A 16164-nucleotide genomic window follows, 5' to 3' on the forward strand; every position below is an offset into this window, starting at 1 on the left:
TGAACCGCGCCCCTGCCCTGCCAGCGCGGCGTCCCGATCGCGCCGGCAGGCCGTTGGACCGCGTTCAATCGTGACGGACCGGCCCCGTGGATCGCCGGACCTGCAGGGCGTAGTCAATATCGACCACGCCACCGCTGCCGAGCTCGCGCACTTCCTTGATCAGCTCCATGGCCGCCCGCCGGCCCATCTCTCGGGTGGGCTGGCAGACCGTGGTCAACGCCGGATAGATCTGGCGGGCGATCGGCGTGTCATCGAAACCACAGACCGAGATGTCGCCCGGCACCGAAAGGCCGTGCTCGAACACCGCGCAGATGACCCCGGCCGCCATATCGTCGTTGGCAGCGAAGATGGCAGTCGGCCGATCAGGCCGATCAAGCAGTGCGTTGGCGCCGATGTAGCCGGATTCGTATGAGAACTCACCTTCCAGCACCAGGCTGGGGTCGTAGCGCAGGCCTGCCCTGCGCAGGCCTTCGCGATAGCCTGCCAGGCGCCACATGCTTGCGCCATGCGCGGCGTGTCCCTTGATATGGGCGATGCGGGTATGGCCCAGCGAGGCCAGGTGTGCGATCAGCGCCACCACCGCGCCGATTTCATCCACGACGACGCCCACGTTCCGGTTCTGTTCCTTCGCCGAAATGCTGGAGTAAGGAATGCCCAGGTCGACCAGGCGTTCCAGCAGGGCCGTGTCGTCGGTCAGGGGCGGCGTCAGCACCACGCCGTCGAGCTGCGACTGCATGATCAATGACTCGACCTTTTCCACGATATCGGCCGCGTCGTAGATCAGCGGAGCGAGCATCAGGTTGTAGTGCCGTTCCATGCATGCGTCCAGCACCCCCATCTCGATCTCCATCAGATAGTTCGAGGACGGATTATCGAAGAGCATCGCGATGAGGTAGGAACGCCGGCCGGCGAGGACCCGTGCCGAGGGCAAGGGGCGGTAGCGCAGCTTTTCCACTGCCGCGTCCACCCGGGCGCGGGTGCTCTTGGAGACGTTCGGCTCGTTGTTGAGCACCCGCGAGACGGTCTTCATCGAGACCCCGGCCGTTGCCGCGACATCCTCGATCCGCACGCGTCCCGGCCTGCCTGCGAGCACCTGCTCAGGTCCCGGCATCCCCCGCCCTCTGCCCGTCATAGCCTCACCATCTCTACCGAAATCCTGCACCACGGAATGTGGATGCAGATGCAACTTTATCCTCAAAACCCATGCCGCTGTGCAGCAAGCATTCGTTCCACCGGCTGGGTATGCTCGGTTCCGACTGACAACGCTGTCAGGTTGCTTTCTGGTCGCCGAGCCCACCCAAGCCACCCTTCCGAGATGATTGTTCCGATGAACGTCCGTCATTCCGATCGTGCGAAGCGCAACCCCGTTCTACGTCCTCACCGCCTGCTGCTGGCTGCATCGCTTGCCATGGCGCTGGTGCCTGCGACCGGTGCGGCCCCTGCCCCGGTGAACGACGCAGGTACCATCACTCCCGCGCACTGGCCCAAGGCAACCTGGCCACTGGCCAACGATCCGGCCATGGAACGACGCATCGACGCGCTGATCGCATCAATGACGCTGGAAGAAAAGGTCGGCCAGATCGTGCAGGGCGATATCGCCAGCATCACGCCCGACGACGTGCGCAGATATCGATTGGGTTCAATACTGGCGGGCGGCGCATCCGACCCAGGTGGCCGCTACAACGCAAAACCCGCCGAATGGCTTGCGCTGGCCGACGCGTTCTGGGAAGCCTCGATGGACACGCGCAACGGTGGCAAGGCCATTCCCATCGTCTGGGGCATTGATGCGATGCATGGCCAGAGCAACGTGGTGGGTGCCACTCTGTTCCCGCACAACATCGGCCTGGGCGCAGCGCGCAACCCGGAACTGCTGCGCGAGATCGCAAGGATCACCGCGGCCGAAACCCGTGTGACCGGCATGGAATGGACCTTCGCGCCGACCGTGGCCGTTCCGCAGGACGACCGCTGGGGGCGCACGTACGAAGGCTACTCGGAAGATCCGGCATTGGTGGCCAGCTATGCAGGGGCCTTCGTCGAAGGCCTGCAGGGCAAGGCCGGCGCGGCCGACTTCCTCGACGACCACCACGTGATGACCACGGTCAAGCATTTTCTCGGCGATGGCGGCACGGGCAACGGCAAGGACCAGGGCAACACCACGGTCAGCGAGGCAGAACTGCGCGACATCCATGCCGCCGGATACCTGCCGGCGATCAATGCGGGCGCGCAGTCGGTGATGGCGTCCTTCAACAGCTTCCATGGCGAGAAGATGCATGGGCACAAGCCGTTGTTGACCGATGTGCTGAAGGGCCGGATGGGTTTCGGCGGCTTCGTGGTCGGTGACTGGAACGGCCATGGCCAGATCAAGGGCTGCAGCAACACCGACTGCGCCAGGACCTACGTGGCGGGCCTGGACATGGCGATGGCACCGGACAGCTGGAAGGGGATGTACGAAAGCACGCTGGCCCACGTGAAGGACGGCAGCCTGCCGGAGGCGCGGCTGGACGATGCCGTTCGCCGCATTCTGCGGGCGAAGATGCGCATGGGCCTGTTCGACAAACCCAAGCCGTCCGAGCGCGCATTGGGCGGCAGATTCGAGCTGCTCGGGGCGCCGGCGCATCGCCAGGTGGCGCGGCAGGCCGTGCGTGAATCGCTGGTGCTGCTCAAGAACCAGAACCAGCTGCTGCCACTCCGGCCGAAACAACGGGTGCTGGTTGCGGGCGATGGCGCGAACGACATGAGCCGTCAGGCGGGCGGCTGGACGCTCAGCTGGCAGGGCGATGGCACGCGTCGGGAGGACTTCCCGAATGCTGAAACGATCTGGGAAGGCCTGGAGGCACAGGTCAGGTCGGGCGGCGGCCAGGCCGAACTGGCGGTCGATGGCCGTTATCGCAACCGGCCCGATGTGGCCATCGTGGTGTTCGGCGAAGATCCGTATGCCGAATTCCAGGGCGACTTGCCCAACCTGATGTTCAAGAACGGCAAGTCCGGAGACCTGGAGCTGATGCGACGCCTGAAGGCAGACGGCATTCCGGTCGTGGGGGTGTTCCTGAGCGGGCGCCCGTTGTGGCTGAACCGCGAAATCAACGCCGCCGATGCCTTCGTGGCCGCGTGGCTGCCGGGATCGGAAGGTGGGGGCGTGGCCGATGTGCTGCTGCGTGGGGCCGATGGGCGCGTGCAACACGACTTCCGCGGAAAGCTGAGCTACTCCTGGCCACGCCGCGCCAACCAGTACCAGAACAACGTGGGGCAGAAGGACTACGATCCGCAGTTCGCTTTCGGATACGGCCTGACCTATGCCGACAAGGGAAATCTGCCTGCGCTTTCCGAGGACCCGGGCATTGATCCGGACGCCGCCGGTAGCGGTACCCTGTTCGATCGTGGTGTGGCCGGCACCGGCCTGATGCTTCGCCTGACTGCCGCCAATGGCGAATCGACCGATGTCGTGCATCCCAATGCAACGACTGCCGACCAGTCACTGGCGATGGTCGCAATCAACACCGATGTGCAGGAGGGCGCACGCCGGTTCAGTTTCCGGGCGCCGGCCACGGTGGCGTTGCAGGCCAATACTCCGCTGGACTGGTCGCGCGAGACCAACGGCGAGCTGTCCTTGGTAGCGACCATGCGTGTCGAACAGCTCCCGGCGGAATCCGCAGTGACACTCGGTACCGCCTGCGGGGCGGCGTGTGCTGCCGAGGTTGCGCTGGGCCCCGCGCTGTCGGCGGCGCCGCGCAATGAGTGGGTCAGGCTGGGCGTTCCCCTCAAGTGCCTGGCCAACGCCGGGGCGGACATGAGCCGCTTGAACGTGCCGTTTGCGCTGCGCGCCGGAAAGGGCACAACGCTTGCGATCACCTCGGTCGTACTGGGCACCGAGTTCGATCGCAAGGTGGAGTGTGCGTCGCAGTAGGCGCGGTGTTGAATGCCCTGGTGCGGCCGTCACGTAACGTGCCGCGCCAGGGCCTTTGCTGGGCAGCCGGCACGGTATGATGCCGCAACCCCGGCACTTGCACTGATCGCAGCGGGCGCCTGCACGCCGATCACATGCGCCGGAGAACCGGCGACGCGGTCGATGGACGGCACCGCGCACGCCCCCTACCCCATGCTCGCTTCCCATTCTTCCCTCATCATCTGGATGGCGGTGGCCGTTGCCACTGTCGGCCTGCTGTTCCGTCCGTTCCGTATCCCGGAGTATGTATGGGCGCTCGGTGCGGCCGCGCTGCTTCCGCTCAGCGGCACTGTGTCGTTCGGCACTACCTGGCACGCCGTCGCCGAGGGCCGCGATGTCTACCTGTTCCTGGTCGGCATGATGGTGCTGGCCGAGCTCGCACGCCGCGAAGGGCTGTTCGACTGGCTGGCGTTGTACGCGGTGCGGCACGCGGGCGGATCCGGGCGACGCCTGTTCGACCTGGTGTTCCTGGTCGGCACGCTGGTAACGGTGTTTCTTTCCAATGATGCGACAGCCGTGGTGCTGACGCCGGCGGTCTACGCGGCCTGCAAGGCGGCCCGGGCCAATCCCCTGCCGTACCTGTTTGTCTGTGCCTTCATCGCCAACGCGGCCAGCTTCGTGTTGCCCATCTCCAACCCGGCCAACCTGGTGGTCTACGGCCAGCACATGCCGCCGCTGCTGCAGTGGCTGGCGCAGTTCGCACTGCCCTCGCTGGCGGCGATCGGTGCGACCTATCTTGTGCTGCGCTGGGTGCACCGTCGCGAAATCGCACAGCCGCTGGTGGCCGCGCCGGCGCATCGCCCGTTGACCGACGGTGGCCGACTGAGCGCACTGGGCGTGCTGTTCACCGGCACGGTGCTGCTGGTTACGTCCGCCATGAACGGGCCGTTGGGCCTGACCACGTTCTGCGCGGGCACGCTAAGCGTGGTGGCAGTGGCGATCCGCCAGCGACGCAGCCCGCTGCCGCTGCTGCGCCACGTATCCTGGGGGGTGCTGCCGCTGGTGGCGGGGCTGTTCGTGCTGGTGGAAGCGGTAGCGCAGACCGGTGTCATCCAGAGTTCGGCCAGCGCGCTGCAGGCACTGGCGAAAACGTCGCCGCACCAGGCCAGCTGGCTGGCCGGCGGCGCCGCTGCACTGCTGGGCAACGTGGCCAACAATCTGCCGGTCGGCCTGGCGGCTGGTTCGTTGGGGCAGATGGCGGACCTGCCGGCGCAGACCCGTGCCGCATTGCTGGTCGGCGTGGATCTGGGCCCGAACCTGTCGGTGACCGGCTCGTTGGCCACGATGCTGTGGCTGATGGCGTTGCGTCGCGAAGGCGAGCATGTCAGCGCGCTCGACTTCCTGCGCGTCGGCGCGCTGGTGATGCCACCTGCACTCATCGCAGCGTTGTTGCTGCTGTGACCAGAGTGCGGGCGGCGCCCCTGCCCTAGAAGACCAGCTGCAGGCGGGTATTGAAGGTGGTGCCTTCATCCCTGCCCATTGCGCTGCCGTTGCGGTGAGGGGTCTGCCAACGGACGGCTTCGAACATCACGCGACTGAAATCGTTGAGGTACCAGTTCGCGCCCAGGGTCCACGCGTTACCGGTACCGCCACTGGGCAGCTCGGCATAGTCCACGTCTTCATAGCGGCCCTTCAGCTCCCAGGCACCGCCGCCGCCGCGCGTCACCGGATCGGCGACCTTCACCTTCCCCCAGGTACCGGCCTTGCCCGAGTACGACGGCAGCGCCCCCGCCAGGAACCAGCCGGCAGAAATCGCCCACGCCGCGTGGTCGCGATCGTAGCGACCGCCGGCATCGGCCCCGCGCAGGCTTCGCGTACCCCACTCGCCCGTTGCCCACGCCGGGCCGAAGAAGCCGGCCAGTTCGGCACCGTAGGCGGTGCTGCGCTCGGCGCTCAGCAGTGTGCCCGGTGTGATCCTGACCAGATCGTTGAAATGCCCCGCGATGGCCGAACTGCGCACCACGCCGCTGGCCCCGGCGGGAATCTTCTCGTGGAACGCCCATGCGCCCAGATGCAACGTGGCGCCAGCGGTGTCCAGCGGATTCCAGTGCACGCGCGTGGCCCAGGTCTGGCTGTCGTTGTCGGTGCCGGCGTTGTTGAGATCGTTGCCGGCCACCGACAGGCTGGCGTGCCAGCCCTTTCCGTACACCCGCTCGGTCAGCCCGACACCGAACAGGCCGCGCTGCGGCAGCATCAACGTGCCGACCACGTTGCGTTCCTGGAACGGCGTGTTGGAGGTGCTGCTGGAGCCATCGATACCGCGATCGTTCAAGCGGTTGCCCATCGTGAGATCGGCCGGCAGGCCGAACAGGGTGTGGTCCAGCGTGGCGTAGACCGACTTCCAGGCCACCGCGTTGTCGGCGAAGTCACCCTCCACCACCCAGCCCAGTGTGCCGTAGCGTCCCTCGGCCCCCAGGCGCACCGAACGGACCTCGGTGCCCGAAACGTTGCGATCACCGACCGCCGAACCGTCCGTACTGGAGGCATCGACGAACAGGCGGCCGCGGGGACGGAACACCGTCGTGCCGTCGGCGCTGCTGAACTCCGGTGCGCCCTTGGCCCAGGAGACCTTGGGCTGCCTGGACTGGCCGGATTCCAGTGCGGCCACCCGCGTTTCCAGCGCGGGCGCGGGCGGCGCGGATGGTGCGGCCGCGGTGCCCTGCCCACCCTCGACGGCGCGTAGGCGCGCTTCCAACTGCTGGATCTGCAGCGCCTGCTGCTGCACCAGGCGTGACAGCTCGGCCTGGCTCAATGGCGCGGGCGGGGATGAAACAGACTGGGCGTCGGCGTGGCCAGTGGCCAACAGCAGGCCGAGCGCGACCGGCAGCGCTGCCAGCGGCAGCACGGTGGAAGGGTTCATGGACTCTCTCTCTCCGGCCAGCCGGCCCCCTGGCCCGGCGCTGGCCTGTTGCGGTGGTGCGGGGGAAGATCGGGGGAGGAAGCTCGCGCCGCCGGATCGGACCGGCGGCGCGGCAGGCGGGCTCAGCCCGGCCCGGTCAGCTGGTGGCCTGTGCCTGGGCGTTGGGACGCCAGGTGATCAGCTTGTTCTCGACCACGTCCAGCAGGGCGTCGATGACCAGCACGAAGGCGGCCAGGATGATGATGCCGGCGAACACACCCACGGCATTGAAGTTGCCCTCGGCCTGCGCGATCAGGTAACCCAGGCCCGCCGAAGCGCCGAGGTACTCACCGATGATCGCGCCGACCACGGCGAAGCCGACCGAGGTGCGCAGCGAGGACAGGATCCAGCTGGCCGCTGCCGGGAAGTAGACATGGCGCAGCAGATCGCTGCGGCTTGCGCCCAGGATGCGGGCATTGGCCAGCACCACCGGATTCACCTCGCGCACGCCCTGCATGGCGTTGAAGAACGTGGTGAAGAACACCAGCGTGACCGCCAGCGCCACCTTCGACCACAGGCCCAGCCCCAGCCACAACACGAAAATCGGCGCCAGCACTACGCGCGGAATCGCGTTGAAGCCTTTGATGAAGGGATCGAGGATGCGCGCCGAACGGCGGCTCAGGCCCAGCCAGACACCGCCGGCCACGCCCAGGCCGGTGCCGATGATGTAGCCCAGCGCGGTTTCAGTAAGGGTGATGTAGACATGCTGGTAGAACGAGGTATCGGACAACCAGGTCCAGGCCTGCTGCACGATGGCCGTTGGCGAAGGGAAGAAGAACGGATCGATCACGCCCAGCGCGATACCGCCTTCCCAGCCGCCGAAAACGGCGACTACCAAGGCGAGCTGGATGAATTTGTCAGTCTTGGCGTGCATAGCTCTTCTCCACTTCGCCGCGCAGGCAGGCCCAGATGTCGCGGTACAGGTCGGTGAAACGGTCATCCAGCTTGATCTCGGCCACGTTGCGCGGACGTTCCAGATCCACGTCGAAGCTACGCACCACGCGGCTGGCCGGGCCGGAGGACAGCACCACCACGCGATCTCCCAGCGCGATCGCTTCTTCCAGGTCATGGGTGATCAGGATCACCGAGCGCCGGTCCTCCTGCCAAAGACGCAGCAGCTCGTTCTGCATCAGGTGGCGGGTGTGGATGTCCAGCGCCGAGAACGGCTCGTCCATCAGGATCACCTTCGGCTCGACGATCAGCGCCTGCGCCATCTGCACACGCTTGCGCTGGCCACCGGACAACTGGTGCGGATAGCGATGCTCGAAACCGGCCAGGCCGACCTTGGCCAGCCACGCGTTGGCCTTGGCCTTGCGTTCGGCTTCGGGCACGCCGCGGAAGCGCAGGCCCAGCTCGACGTTCTGGAAAGCTGTCTTCCACGGCAGCAGGGCGTCCTGCTGGAACAGGTAGCCGACCGACTCCTGCACGCCGCTGACCGTGCGGCCATCGATGGCCACGTCGCCCGAGGATGGCTTCAGCAGGCCCGCCACGGAATTGAGGATGGTGCTCTTGCCGCAGCCGGTGGGCCCGACGATGGCGAGGAACTCGCCGTCACCCACCTGGATGTCGACATCGCGAACGGCGGTGAACTCGCCGAAGTACATGGTCACCTTGTTGATGGCGACCATGGTCTGTGCAGGCTCCAGCTGCGGCGCGCCGTTGAGTTGGCGCACGGTGGCATTGAGGGCCATGGGGTTACCTCCGCTTACGGTTGGGCAGCCGGCGCCGCAGCGTTGGCACGCTCGACGAAGGCATTGGTGTAGGTCCTGGACAGATCGATGTTGGCCTTGGCCACATCGGTATTGAACTCACGCAGCACCTTCAACGGCGTCTCCAGGTCGGCCGGCGTGAAGCGTCCATCGCGGGTGAAGATCGCGCGCGCGTTCTCCACCGCGCGGGCATAGGTGGCGCGGTCGCCGGAGACATAGCTGTCCGGCAGCGCGGCAACGATCTCCTCGGCACTGTTGTCGGCGATGAACTTCAGCGCCATCTGTTCGGCACGGGCGATCTTCTCGGCTGCTTCGGGGCGCTTGTCCAGGAAGCTCTGGTTGGCATACATCACCGAGGTCGGGTACAGCCCGCCATAGACCTGGCGGGCGCCTTCGTCGCTGCGCGCGTCGAGGATGATCTTGCCGACCTTGCGTTCGGAAATCAGGGTGGCGGCGGGATCATAGTTGACCAGCAGGTCGATCTTGCCCTGCTCCAGCGCGGCGACCGCTGCGGCGCCCGAGCCGACGCCGATCAGCGAGATGCTGTCAGCCGGAATATCGTGCTGGGCGAGGAAGTGGCGGACGAAGAAGTCGGACGAGGAGCCCGGTGCGGTGATGCCGACCTTCTGGCCCTTGATGGACTCCGGTCGCGCAGGATCAAACGTGGCATCTTCGCGCCCCGCCATCACCAGGCCGGAATTGCGCGAGAGCAGAACAAAGGCCACCACATCCTTGCCCTTGGCCTGCATCTGGATGGTGTGGTCGTAGAAACCGACCGCCACGTCGGTGGAATTCGCCACCAGGGCCTGCAGCACCTTCGAGCCACCCTGGGCGAAGTTCTCGGTTTTTACGTCCAGGCCGACGTCCTTGAAGTAGCCCTTGGCATCGGCAATGAAGAACGGAAGGTTGTTGAGGTTGTAGGAGCCGACGCTGATGCGCACGGGTGCATCGTCACCGGTGCCGGTGGACGCGCCTTCCGCGCGCCCGCTGTTGCTGCAACCGGCCGCGGCCAGGCCGGCCGCGCACAGCGCGGCCATGAAGAACTGCTTGTACATCATCCCTCCCAGGAGTGAAGCATCTACGTTGTAATGGCAGGCATGCGCGTCTGCGCCGGCCCTGCCGGGTTCAGATCATGCCGCTGACGTCCATTGGCGGGCTTGGGTGGAACTGGCCATGGCAGGCGCTGGCGTTGTCGCAAACACGCGACCTTCGAACAGTCGGCGTGCGGTGCGGACCACGCTGGCAATCACCGGTGCGTCATCCGAGCTGCGACTGAGGCCCACCTGCAGGTCCCCGCTCGGATGTTCGAGGGTAATGCTGCCGGGAACGGACAGGCACCCGACCAAAGTGTGGGCCAGCGTGCCCGGCGTGACGGCGGCGGTAGCCAGGCCGACCGCACCGGTGATCGCCAGTGCGGTGTGGCATTGGTGCGGCATGAAGTAACGCACCTGCAGATCGCCGCCGTGTTGCGGCGCCGACAGCAGCACCGGCTTGGGAATGACCTTGTTGCCGGCGTCGGCGATGCCCATGCGGGCGCCCGCCTCGATGCGCAGCGCTTCCAGCCGGCGCATGAACGCGGCATCCGCGTTCAGTTCGGCGGGCGAGGCATCACCGTGCACGCCCAGGTCTTCGGCACGCACCAGCATCATCGGCATGGCGCAGTCCACCAGGCTGACCGGCACGCCATCGATGGTTTCCCGCGCGTGGCCGCTGGGCAGCAGCTTGCCGGTGCGGGCGCCTGCGGCATCAAGGAAGGAAAGCCTGACCGGCGCGGCCGAGCCCGGTGCGCCGGCAATGCGCGTATCACCGCGGTAGACCACATGGCCACCCGGCGTTTCCACCGTGGCGATGATCAGCTTGCCGGTGTTGACGTTGTGGATGCGCACCTCGGTCTGCGGATCCTGAGCCTGCACCAGCCCCCGCTCGATGGCATACGGGCCCACCGCCGCCAGCATGTTGCCGCAGTTGGGGGACGTGTCCACCACCTGCTGCTCCACCCGTACCTGGGCGAACAGATAGTCCACGTCGGCGTCTGCCCGGCTGGATCGGTCGATGATGGCCACCTTGCTGGTCAGCGCGTTGCCGCCACCGATGCCATCGATCTGCAGCGGATGGCCCGACCCCATTACTTCCACCAGCAGGCGATCGCGTTCAGCAATGTCCGCCGGAAGATCGCTGGCCAGGAAGAACGGGCCCTTGGATGTACCACCGCGCATGAGTACGCAGGGAATGCTGAGCAGATCGTTGGACATACGTGTGCTAGATTGATGCGTATAGGGGATGAATGACCCCTCTGTGATTCGATACTGGCATGGCTCCAATTGATCTGTGAATTGCTGTTTTTTTGATGATTGATACCCAATGAGCATCAATTGCGAAATCCTGGATCTACGCGCATTCCTGCTGGTGTCGGAGACGCGCAGCTTCCACCGCGCCGCGGAGATCCTGCACGTCTCCCAGCCGGCACTCAGCCGACGGATACAGAAGCTTGAGCAGGCTGTGGGTTCGCCACTGCTGGAGCGCACCACGCGCAGCGTCAGCACCACCGCCGTCGGCGAGAACCTGCTGCCGTTGGTGCGTCGCATGCTGGAGGAATTCGATGGGTCACTGTTCTCACTGCGGGGCCGGGACGATACGCGGGGCGCTACCGTCACCATCGCCTGCCTGCCCACGGCGGCGTTCTACTTCCTGCCCAGCGTGATGGCGCGTTTCCACGAAGCGCATCCCAACGTGCGCTTCCGGATCCTGGATATCCCGGCCACCGAAGGCCTGCAGGCGGTAGAGCGTGGCGAAGTCGAGTTCGGCATCAACTTCATGGGCGCCAACGATCCGAATCTCGATTTCGACGTGCTGGCCGAAGATCCCTTCGTGCTGGCCTGCCGACGCGGTCATCCGCTGGCCCGCAAGCGCAAGGTGGAATGGGCCGATCTGGCCGAGCACCAGCTGATCACCGTGCATCGCACCAGCGGCAACCGCACGCTGCTGGATGGTGCCCTGGCGCGCGAGAACCTCAAGTTGAGCTGGCACTACGAAGTGACCCACCTGTCGACGTCACTGGGCATGGTCGAGGCCGGCATCGGCGTGTCGGTCCTGCCGAAGATGGCCACGCCGGACGGAGATCATCCGACCTTGGTGACGCGCACGATTGGCAACCCCGTGGTGTCGCGCACGATCGGGATCGTCCGTCGCCGGGGCGCCCTGCTCTCGCCTACTGCGGAACGCTTTCTGCAGATGTTGATGAGCCAGTGGCGCGGGGAGACCTGAGCATCGTTTGCTGGACAGGCCGCCCCCGGATCTGGCCGAGGGTGATGGCCGGGCATGGCTCGGCCCTACAGAGGAGCCAGCTCGCGCGCAAGGAAAGGCGCTGTCCTGCTTCCCCGTGCGCGGGCCACCTGTTGCGGCGTTCCCTTCGCCACGATGGTGCCACCCGCGCTGCCTGCGCCCGGCCCGACGTCAATCACCCAGTCCGCCTGGGCGACCGCCCGCATGTCATGCTCGATCATCACCACCGTATTTCCTGCGTCGACCAGCCGCTGCAGCTGAACCAGCAGCCTGTCCGCATCCGACGCGTGCAGGCCGGTGGTGGGTTCGTCCAGCACGTAAAGCGTGCGCCCGCGCTGGCTGCGCTGCAGCTCAGTGGCCAGCTTGATGCGCTGGGCCTCGCCGCCTGAAAGCTCCGTGGCCGGCTGGCCCAGCCTCAGGTAACCCAGGCCGATGTCCTGCAGCAGCTGCAACGGCCGGGCAATGACCTCTTCCGCCATGAAGAATGCATGCGCCTGGTCCACGGTCATCTGCAGGACCTCGGCGATGTTGCGGTCATTCCATAGCACCTTCAGCGTGGCCTCGTTGTAGCGGGCGCCGTGGCAGGTGGGGCATGGGGCATAGACGCTGGGCATGAACAGCAGTTCGACACTCACGAAACCCTCGCCTTCGCAGGTTTCGCATCGGCCCTTGGCTACGTTGAACGAGAAACGACCCGCATCGAAGCGACGACGACGTGCGGCGGGCGTCGCCGCGAACAGTTTGCGCACGTGATCGAACAGCCCGGTATAGGTGGCCAGGTTGGAGCGTGGCGTGCGGCCGATCGGCTTCTGGTCGACCTGCACGACCCGCTGGATGGCGTCCACATCACCGGCCAACTGGCCACGGGTGGTTTCCATCACCGTCGGCCCGTCGTCCGGCGACGCCTCGGCGCCATCGTCCGCGGGTTCATGCCCCAGGTGCAGCAGCATCAGCTCGGGCAAGGCCTGTGCCATCAGGCTGGACTTGCCCGACCCCGAAATGCCGGTCACCGCCGTCAGCAATCCCAGTGGCACCTGCGCGTCCACACCGTGCAGGTTGTGGCGATGGATGCCCTTCAGTTCCAGCCAGTTCGCGGCGCTTCGCTGGCGGCTGGCAGGCGCAGGCACCTGGTCGAACAGATACCGGGCCGTGCGCGAATCCTGCACCTGGCGCAGGCCATCGGGCTCGCCGCTGTAGAGCACGCGCCCTCCCCGCTCGCCGGCCTCCGGGCCCACGTCCACCAGCCACTGCGCGCGGCGCATCAGCTCCAGATCGTGCTCGACCACGAACACCGAATTTCCGCCATCACGCAGCCGGTCCAATGCGTCGTACAGCGCCTGGCTGTCGGCGGGATGCAGTCCGGCCGAAGGCTCGTCGAGCACGTACAGCACACCAAACAGCAACGAGCTGAGCTGCGTGGCCAGCCGCAGGCGCTGCAGTTCGCCGGCGGATAGCGTGGGCGTGGCGCGGTCCAGCGAGAGATAGCCCAGGCCAAGCTCGCGCAGTTGCCGTACCCGCCCCATGACTCCGCCCGCCAGCCGCTGTGCGGCCAGCCGCTTCTCTTCGGACAGGGCCGAGGTCAGGCGCACGTCGGGGGCGCCCTCGTGCGTCGCGCGGCCACTCGCGGCGCGCCGGGCACGATCGCGGGGTGTCGCATGCCTGCTGATAGGTGCACCCTTGCTGTGTGCGCCCAAATCACCTTCCGCGATGGGCTCCAGCAGATCCGCCAGTTGATCCAGGGGCAACCGCATGAACTCACCGATATCCACGCCCGCGAAGGTGACCGAGAGCGCTTCCGGCTTCAGGCGCTTTCCGTGGCAGGCCGGGCACAGCTTGCCTTCCATGTAGCGGGAAACCCGTTTGCGCATCAGCGCGCTCTGGGTGTTGGTGAAGGTATGCAGCACATAGCGACGCGCGCCGGTGTATGTACCCATGTAGCTCGGCTCGAGCTTTCGCTTGAGCGCAGCCCGGGTCTCGGCAGGCGTGAAGCCTGCATAGACCGGCACGGTGGGCGTTTCTTCCGTGAACAGGATCCACTCCCGATCCTTCTTCGGCAGCTTCTTCCACGGTACGTCGATGTCGTAGCCGAGCGTCACCAGGATGTCGCGCAGGTTCTGGCCATGCCAGGCCGGCGGCCAGGAGGCGATGGCGCGGTCGCGGATGCTCAGCGACGGATCCGGCACCATCAAGGCTTCCGTCACCTCGTAGACGTGCCCCAGCCCGTGACAGGTGCTGCAGGCGCCCTGCGGGGTATTGGGCGAAAAGTCCTCGGCGTAAAGCATCGGCTGGTTGGCCGGGTATGCACCTGCACGCGAATACATCATGCGCACCAGGCTGGACAGCGTAGTGACGCTGCCCACCGATGAGCGCGCGTTGCTGGCGCCGCGCTGCTGCTGCAGGGCCACTGCGGGCGGCAACCCGTCGATGGCGTCCACATCGGGCACGCCGGCCTGGTCGATCAGACGCCGTGCATACGGCGCAACCGACTCAAAGTAGCGCCGCTGCGCCTCCGCGAAGATCGTGCCGAACGCCAGCGATGACTTGCCGGAGCCCGAAACACCGGAAAACACCACCAATGCATTGCGCGGGATGGAGACGTCGACGTTCCTGAGGTTGTGCTCGCGCGCGCCGCGCACCTCGACGCAACCGCTGGCAGCGGCGGCACATGACGATTCACCAAAGGGGGGCTTGGACATCTTCGCGATCCTGCAGGCAGTGAGCGGCGCGCGTAGGGGCGCGCCCGATAGTGCATTTTCGCTGTTGTGGAGTGAATGCGGGTGATGGCGTGGTCACGCCATGGTGCGCCGATACAACTGATCGAGCGTAACGGTGCGAACCAGGCGGCCGCGATTGTAGAAATGCAGCACCGGCTCGCTCAACGTCACGTCAGCCGGAACCAGGTTCATGCCTTCGCAGCCGACCACGACCGAGCCCCATCGTCCGACGGGAACAACCCGCGATGCCATCCGCATATCAGCCAGGCATCCTGACCCGATGCCTGTGGCGCTACCCGCGTTGAACTGACGGCTGGATCCGAATCGGTACAGAGATTTCGCGTGGAGGAGCATGCCGTGAACCTTTCTGGCGGCGGCAGCGAGGAATCGGCAAGCGCCGGGCCCGCAGCAAATGCGGCGATGAGCGTAATGAAAGCCTTCATGTCGCTGCACATCTAAAAGGAGCGGCCGCCGAACCGCAAACTAAGCGGCGTGCACGTGGGGCTCAACCGCAGCGGCCAGCACATCAATACCCCACGCGGAACCCGCAATCTCCTCGGGCTGGCTTCTCTTGAAGCGTGACCAGTCGGCCCTGGCAAGTCGGCCGACCAGAAGCTGGTCGGCAGGAAGCTGGTGCATCGACCAATAGGGGAACTGCCGGGTAGAGACACGCCCCCGGGCCAGCTCCACCACATCCGTGTGGCTGGTCGATTGCAGCACCCGCTCGTAGACGCTGGCCACCCCATCTTCCGGCCCTTCGAAGTACTGCACGAATCGCGTGCCGTCATGCAGCAGCACGCCTGTTACCCCTGCAAGCTTGTTGAACCTCGCAGCATCGGTGACGAGTGCTTCCAGGCGGTCAATCGAAAGGCCTTCAACGGCCTGGCTTGCGTATACAACGGCCCGGATGGGCATGGACTTCGCCTTGAATGCAGGGCCACGTCGGCACCTATTCACACTCTAGCACCCGGCGCAAGTCCGGGCCGTGATGCGTATTCTTAATTCTTCAGAATACGGTTCGCGCCTTGCGGCGCGGCAGGCGGCATGATGAACGCCCCCATACGTTCAGGGCTTTATTCATCTTCATGCGCGACATCGGACAGTTCTATGTAAACAGCGTCGAAGGAGTGGCGCGTGAGGATGGCACCCTGCTGCAGGTCACCCGGATCGATTGTTCCTGCCTGAAGTGTTCAAGGCAGTTCCGCGCCATTCCTGATCATGGCCTCGTCGACCTCAACGGCGCTGCTTCGCTCAGTTGCCCAGGCTGTGGCAACCACCAGTCCGTCAGCCGGGCGCGGCTGGAGGAGTTCGTGCTGCGTAGTGATCCATGAGCTGAAGCGCGCCGTTTCTCGACACTGTGCCAACCCTGTCGACACCTTCGCCTCGCATCTTCCCGTAGTGCACCCACAACGGCGTTCCAATGAGTCATACCGGCCTATTCAAGATCAGGGACCTCACCTACACGCCAGGCGCGGAGGGCGACCTGGCCCGTGCCCTGCAGATCGAAGCCACCTGCACGGCCTGCGGCGCAACCAGCGTCTGGGGCGAGCAGGAAATGGAGCATGTGCGAGGAGGAACCGTGCTTGCGTGCCGGACGTGCGGTACGCGCCAGGCCAT

13 protein-coding genes are annotated in these 16164 nt (G+C 65.9%); 4 read left to right on the plus strand and 9 right to left on the minus strand.

Annotated elements, in window-relative coordinates; all coding sequences use genetic code 11:
• Window positions 1-64: 64 nt before the first annotated feature.
• Window positions 65-1111: a LacI family DNA-binding transcriptional regulator gene (locus tag AC5P6X_RS11240; protein WP_049404472.1), complete on the minus strand. Its 1047-nt coding sequence runs from the start codon at window positions 1109-1111 to the stop codon at window positions 65-67.
• Between the two features lie 216 nt (window positions 1112-1327).
• Here AC5P6X_RS11240 and AC5P6X_RS11245 point away from each other — a divergent pair, with 216 nt between their 5' ends.
• Together AC5P6X_RS11245 and AC5P6X_RS11250 are read left to right on the plus strand one after the other, a co-directional pair.
• Window positions 1328-3904: a glycoside hydrolase family 3 protein gene (locus tag AC5P6X_RS11245; RefSeq protein WP_088436498.1), complete on the plus strand. Its 2577-nt coding sequence runs from the start codon at window positions 1328-1330 to the stop codon at window positions 3902-3904.
• 162 nt (window positions 3905-4066) lie between these two features.
• Entirely contained in the window at window positions 4067-5344 is a 1278-nt protein-coding gene (locus AC5P6X_RS11250) for an arsenic transporter (protein ID WP_088436499.1), read from the plus strand.
• A gap of 25 nt (window positions 5345-5369) precedes the next feature.
• Here the strand turns inward: AC5P6X_RS11250 and AC5P6X_RS11255 are convergent, their stop codons facing one another.
• From AC5P6X_RS11255 to AC5P6X_RS11275, 5 genes are all read right to left on the minus strand, one after another.
• Window positions 5370-6803 (minus strand): OprO/OprP family phosphate-selective porin, encoded by a 1434-nt coding sequence (locus tag AC5P6X_RS11255; protein ID WP_123958587.1) that lies wholly within the window; start codon window positions 6801-6803, stop codon window positions 5370-5372.
• A 136-nt stretch (window positions 6804-6939) separates the two neighbouring features.
• Window positions 6940-7716: an ABC transporter permease gene (locus AC5P6X_RS11260; RefSeq protein WP_005409726.1), complete on the minus strand. Its 777-nt coding sequence runs from the start codon at window positions 7714-7716 to the stop codon at window positions 6940-6942.
• Complete coding sequence (locus AC5P6X_RS11265) at window positions 7700-8533, minus strand: ABC transporter ATP-binding protein (RefSeq protein ID WP_108269844.1); 834 nt, start codon at window positions 8531-8533, stop codon at window positions 7700-7702. The genes AC5P6X_RS11260 and AC5P6X_RS11265 overlap by 17 nt, the downstream gene beginning before the upstream one ends.
• Before the next feature lie 14 nt (window positions 8534-8547).
• Window positions 8548-9606, minus strand: a complete 1059-nt coding sequence (locus AC5P6X_RS11270) for an ABC transporter substrate-binding protein (protein ID WP_088436500.1) — start codon at window positions 9604-9606, stop codon at window positions 8548-8550.
• Between the two features lie 75 nt (window positions 9607-9681).
• On the minus strand, window positions 9682-10803 hold the full coding sequence (locus AC5P6X_RS11275; RefSeq protein ID WP_005409729.1) for a 4-oxalomesaconate tautomerase: 1122 nt from the start codon (window positions 10801-10803) through the stop codon (window positions 9682-9684).
• A gap of 109 nt (window positions 10804-10912) precedes the next feature.
• Between AC5P6X_RS11275 and AC5P6X_RS11280 the strand changes: the two genes are divergently transcribed.
• Window positions 10913-11815: a LysR family transcriptional regulator gene (locus AC5P6X_RS11280; RefSeq protein ID WP_049403731.1), complete on the plus strand. Its 903-nt coding sequence runs from the start codon at window positions 10913-10915 to the stop codon at window positions 11813-11815.
• A gap of 65 nt (window positions 11816-11880) precedes the next feature.
• On the opposite strand, the gene AC5P6X_RS11285 is transcribed toward AC5P6X_RS11280, so the two are convergent.
• The 3 genes from AC5P6X_RS11285 to AC5P6X_RS11295 all read right to left on the minus strand — a co-directional run bounded on the left by AC5P6X_RS11285 (window position 11881) and on the right by AC5P6X_RS11295 (window position 15462).
• Window positions 11881-14529, minus strand: a complete 2649-nt coding sequence (locus tag AC5P6X_RS11285) for an excinuclease ABC subunit UvrA (protein ID WP_329755719.1) — start codon at window positions 14527-14529, stop codon at window positions 11881-11883.
• A 93-nt stretch (window positions 14530-14622) separates the two neighbouring features.
• Window positions 14623-14901, minus strand: coding sequence for a hypothetical protein (locus AC5P6X_RS11290; protein WP_138464213.1), 279 nt, complete (start codon window positions 14899-14901; stop codon window positions 14623-14625).
• Window positions 14902-15030: 129 nt separating this feature from the next.
• Window positions 15031-15462: a BLUF domain-containing protein gene (locus tag AC5P6X_RS11295; RefSeq protein ID WP_005413499.1), complete on the minus strand. Its 432-nt coding sequence runs from the start codon at window positions 15460-15462 to the stop codon at window positions 15031-15033.
• A gap of 170 nt (window positions 15463-15632) precedes the next feature.
• Here AC5P6X_RS11295 and AC5P6X_RS11300 point away from each other — a divergent pair, with 170 nt between their 5' ends.
• Window positions 15633-15878 (plus strand): hypothetical protein, encoded by a 246-nt coding sequence (locus AC5P6X_RS11300; protein ID WP_005409734.1) that lies wholly within the window; start codon window positions 15633-15635, stop codon window positions 15876-15878.
• Window positions 15879-16164 lie beyond the last annotated feature (286 nt).

The sequence above is a fragment of the Stenotrophomonas sp. YJH_SMC_40 genome, from assembly GCF_059368615.1.

What these genes read in the sequence shown, in the direction of transcription:
- AC5P6X_RS11240 (WP_049404472.1), bottom strand. Translation starts at nt 1,111, where the DNA reads ATGCCGGGACCTGAGCAGGTGCTCGCAGGCAGGCCGGGACGCGTGCGG.
- AC5P6X_RS11245 (WP_088436498.1), top strand. Translation starts at nt 1,328, where the DNA reads ATGAACGTCCGTCATTCCGATCGTGCGAAGCGCAACCCCGTTCTACGT.
- AC5P6X_RS11250 (WP_088436499.1), top strand. Translation starts at nt 4,067, where the DNA reads ATGGACGGCACCGCGCACGCCCCCTACCCCATGCTCGCTTCCCATTCT.
- AC5P6X_RS11255 (WP_123958587.1), bottom strand. Translation starts at nt 6,803, where the DNA reads ATGAACCCTTCCACCGTGCTGCCGCTGGCAGCGCTGCCGGTCGCGCTC.
- AC5P6X_RS11260 (WP_005409726.1), bottom strand. Translation starts at nt 7,716, where the DNA reads ATGCACGCCAAGACTGACAAATTCATCCAGCTCGCCTTGGTAGTCGCC.
- AC5P6X_RS11265 (WP_108269844.1), bottom strand. Translation starts at nt 8,533, where the DNA reads ATGGCCCTCAATGCCACCGTGCGCCAACTCAACGGCGCGCCGCAGCTG.
- AC5P6X_RS11270 (WP_088436500.1), bottom strand. Translation starts at nt 9,606, where the DNA reads ATGTACAAGCAGTTCTTCATGGCCGCGCTGTGCGCGGCCGGCCTGGCC.
- AC5P6X_RS11275 (WP_005409729.1), bottom strand. Translation starts at nt 10,803, where the DNA reads ATGTCCAACGATCTGCTCAGCATTCCCTGCGTACTCATGCGCGGTGGT.
- AC5P6X_RS11280 (WP_049403731.1), top strand. Translation starts at nt 10,913, where the DNA reads ATGAGCATCAATTGCGAAATCCTGGATCTACGCGCATTCCTGCTGGTG.
- AC5P6X_RS11285 (WP_329755719.1), bottom strand. Translation starts at nt 14,529, where the DNA reads ATGTCCAAGCCCCCCTTTGGTGAATCGTCATGTGCCGCCGCTGCCAGC.
- AC5P6X_RS11290 (WP_138464213.1), bottom strand. Translation starts at nt 14,901, where the DNA reads ATGCTCCTCCACGCGAAATCTCTGTACCGATTCGGATCCAGCCGTCAG.
- AC5P6X_RS11295 (WP_005413499.1), bottom strand. Translation starts at nt 15,462, where the DNA reads ATGCCCATCCGGGCCGTTGTATACGCAAGCCAGGCCGTTGAAGGCCTT.
- AC5P6X_RS11300 (WP_005409734.1), top strand. Translation starts at nt 15,633, where the DNA reads ATGCGCGACATCGGACAGTTCTATGTAAACAGCGTCGAAGGAGTGGCG.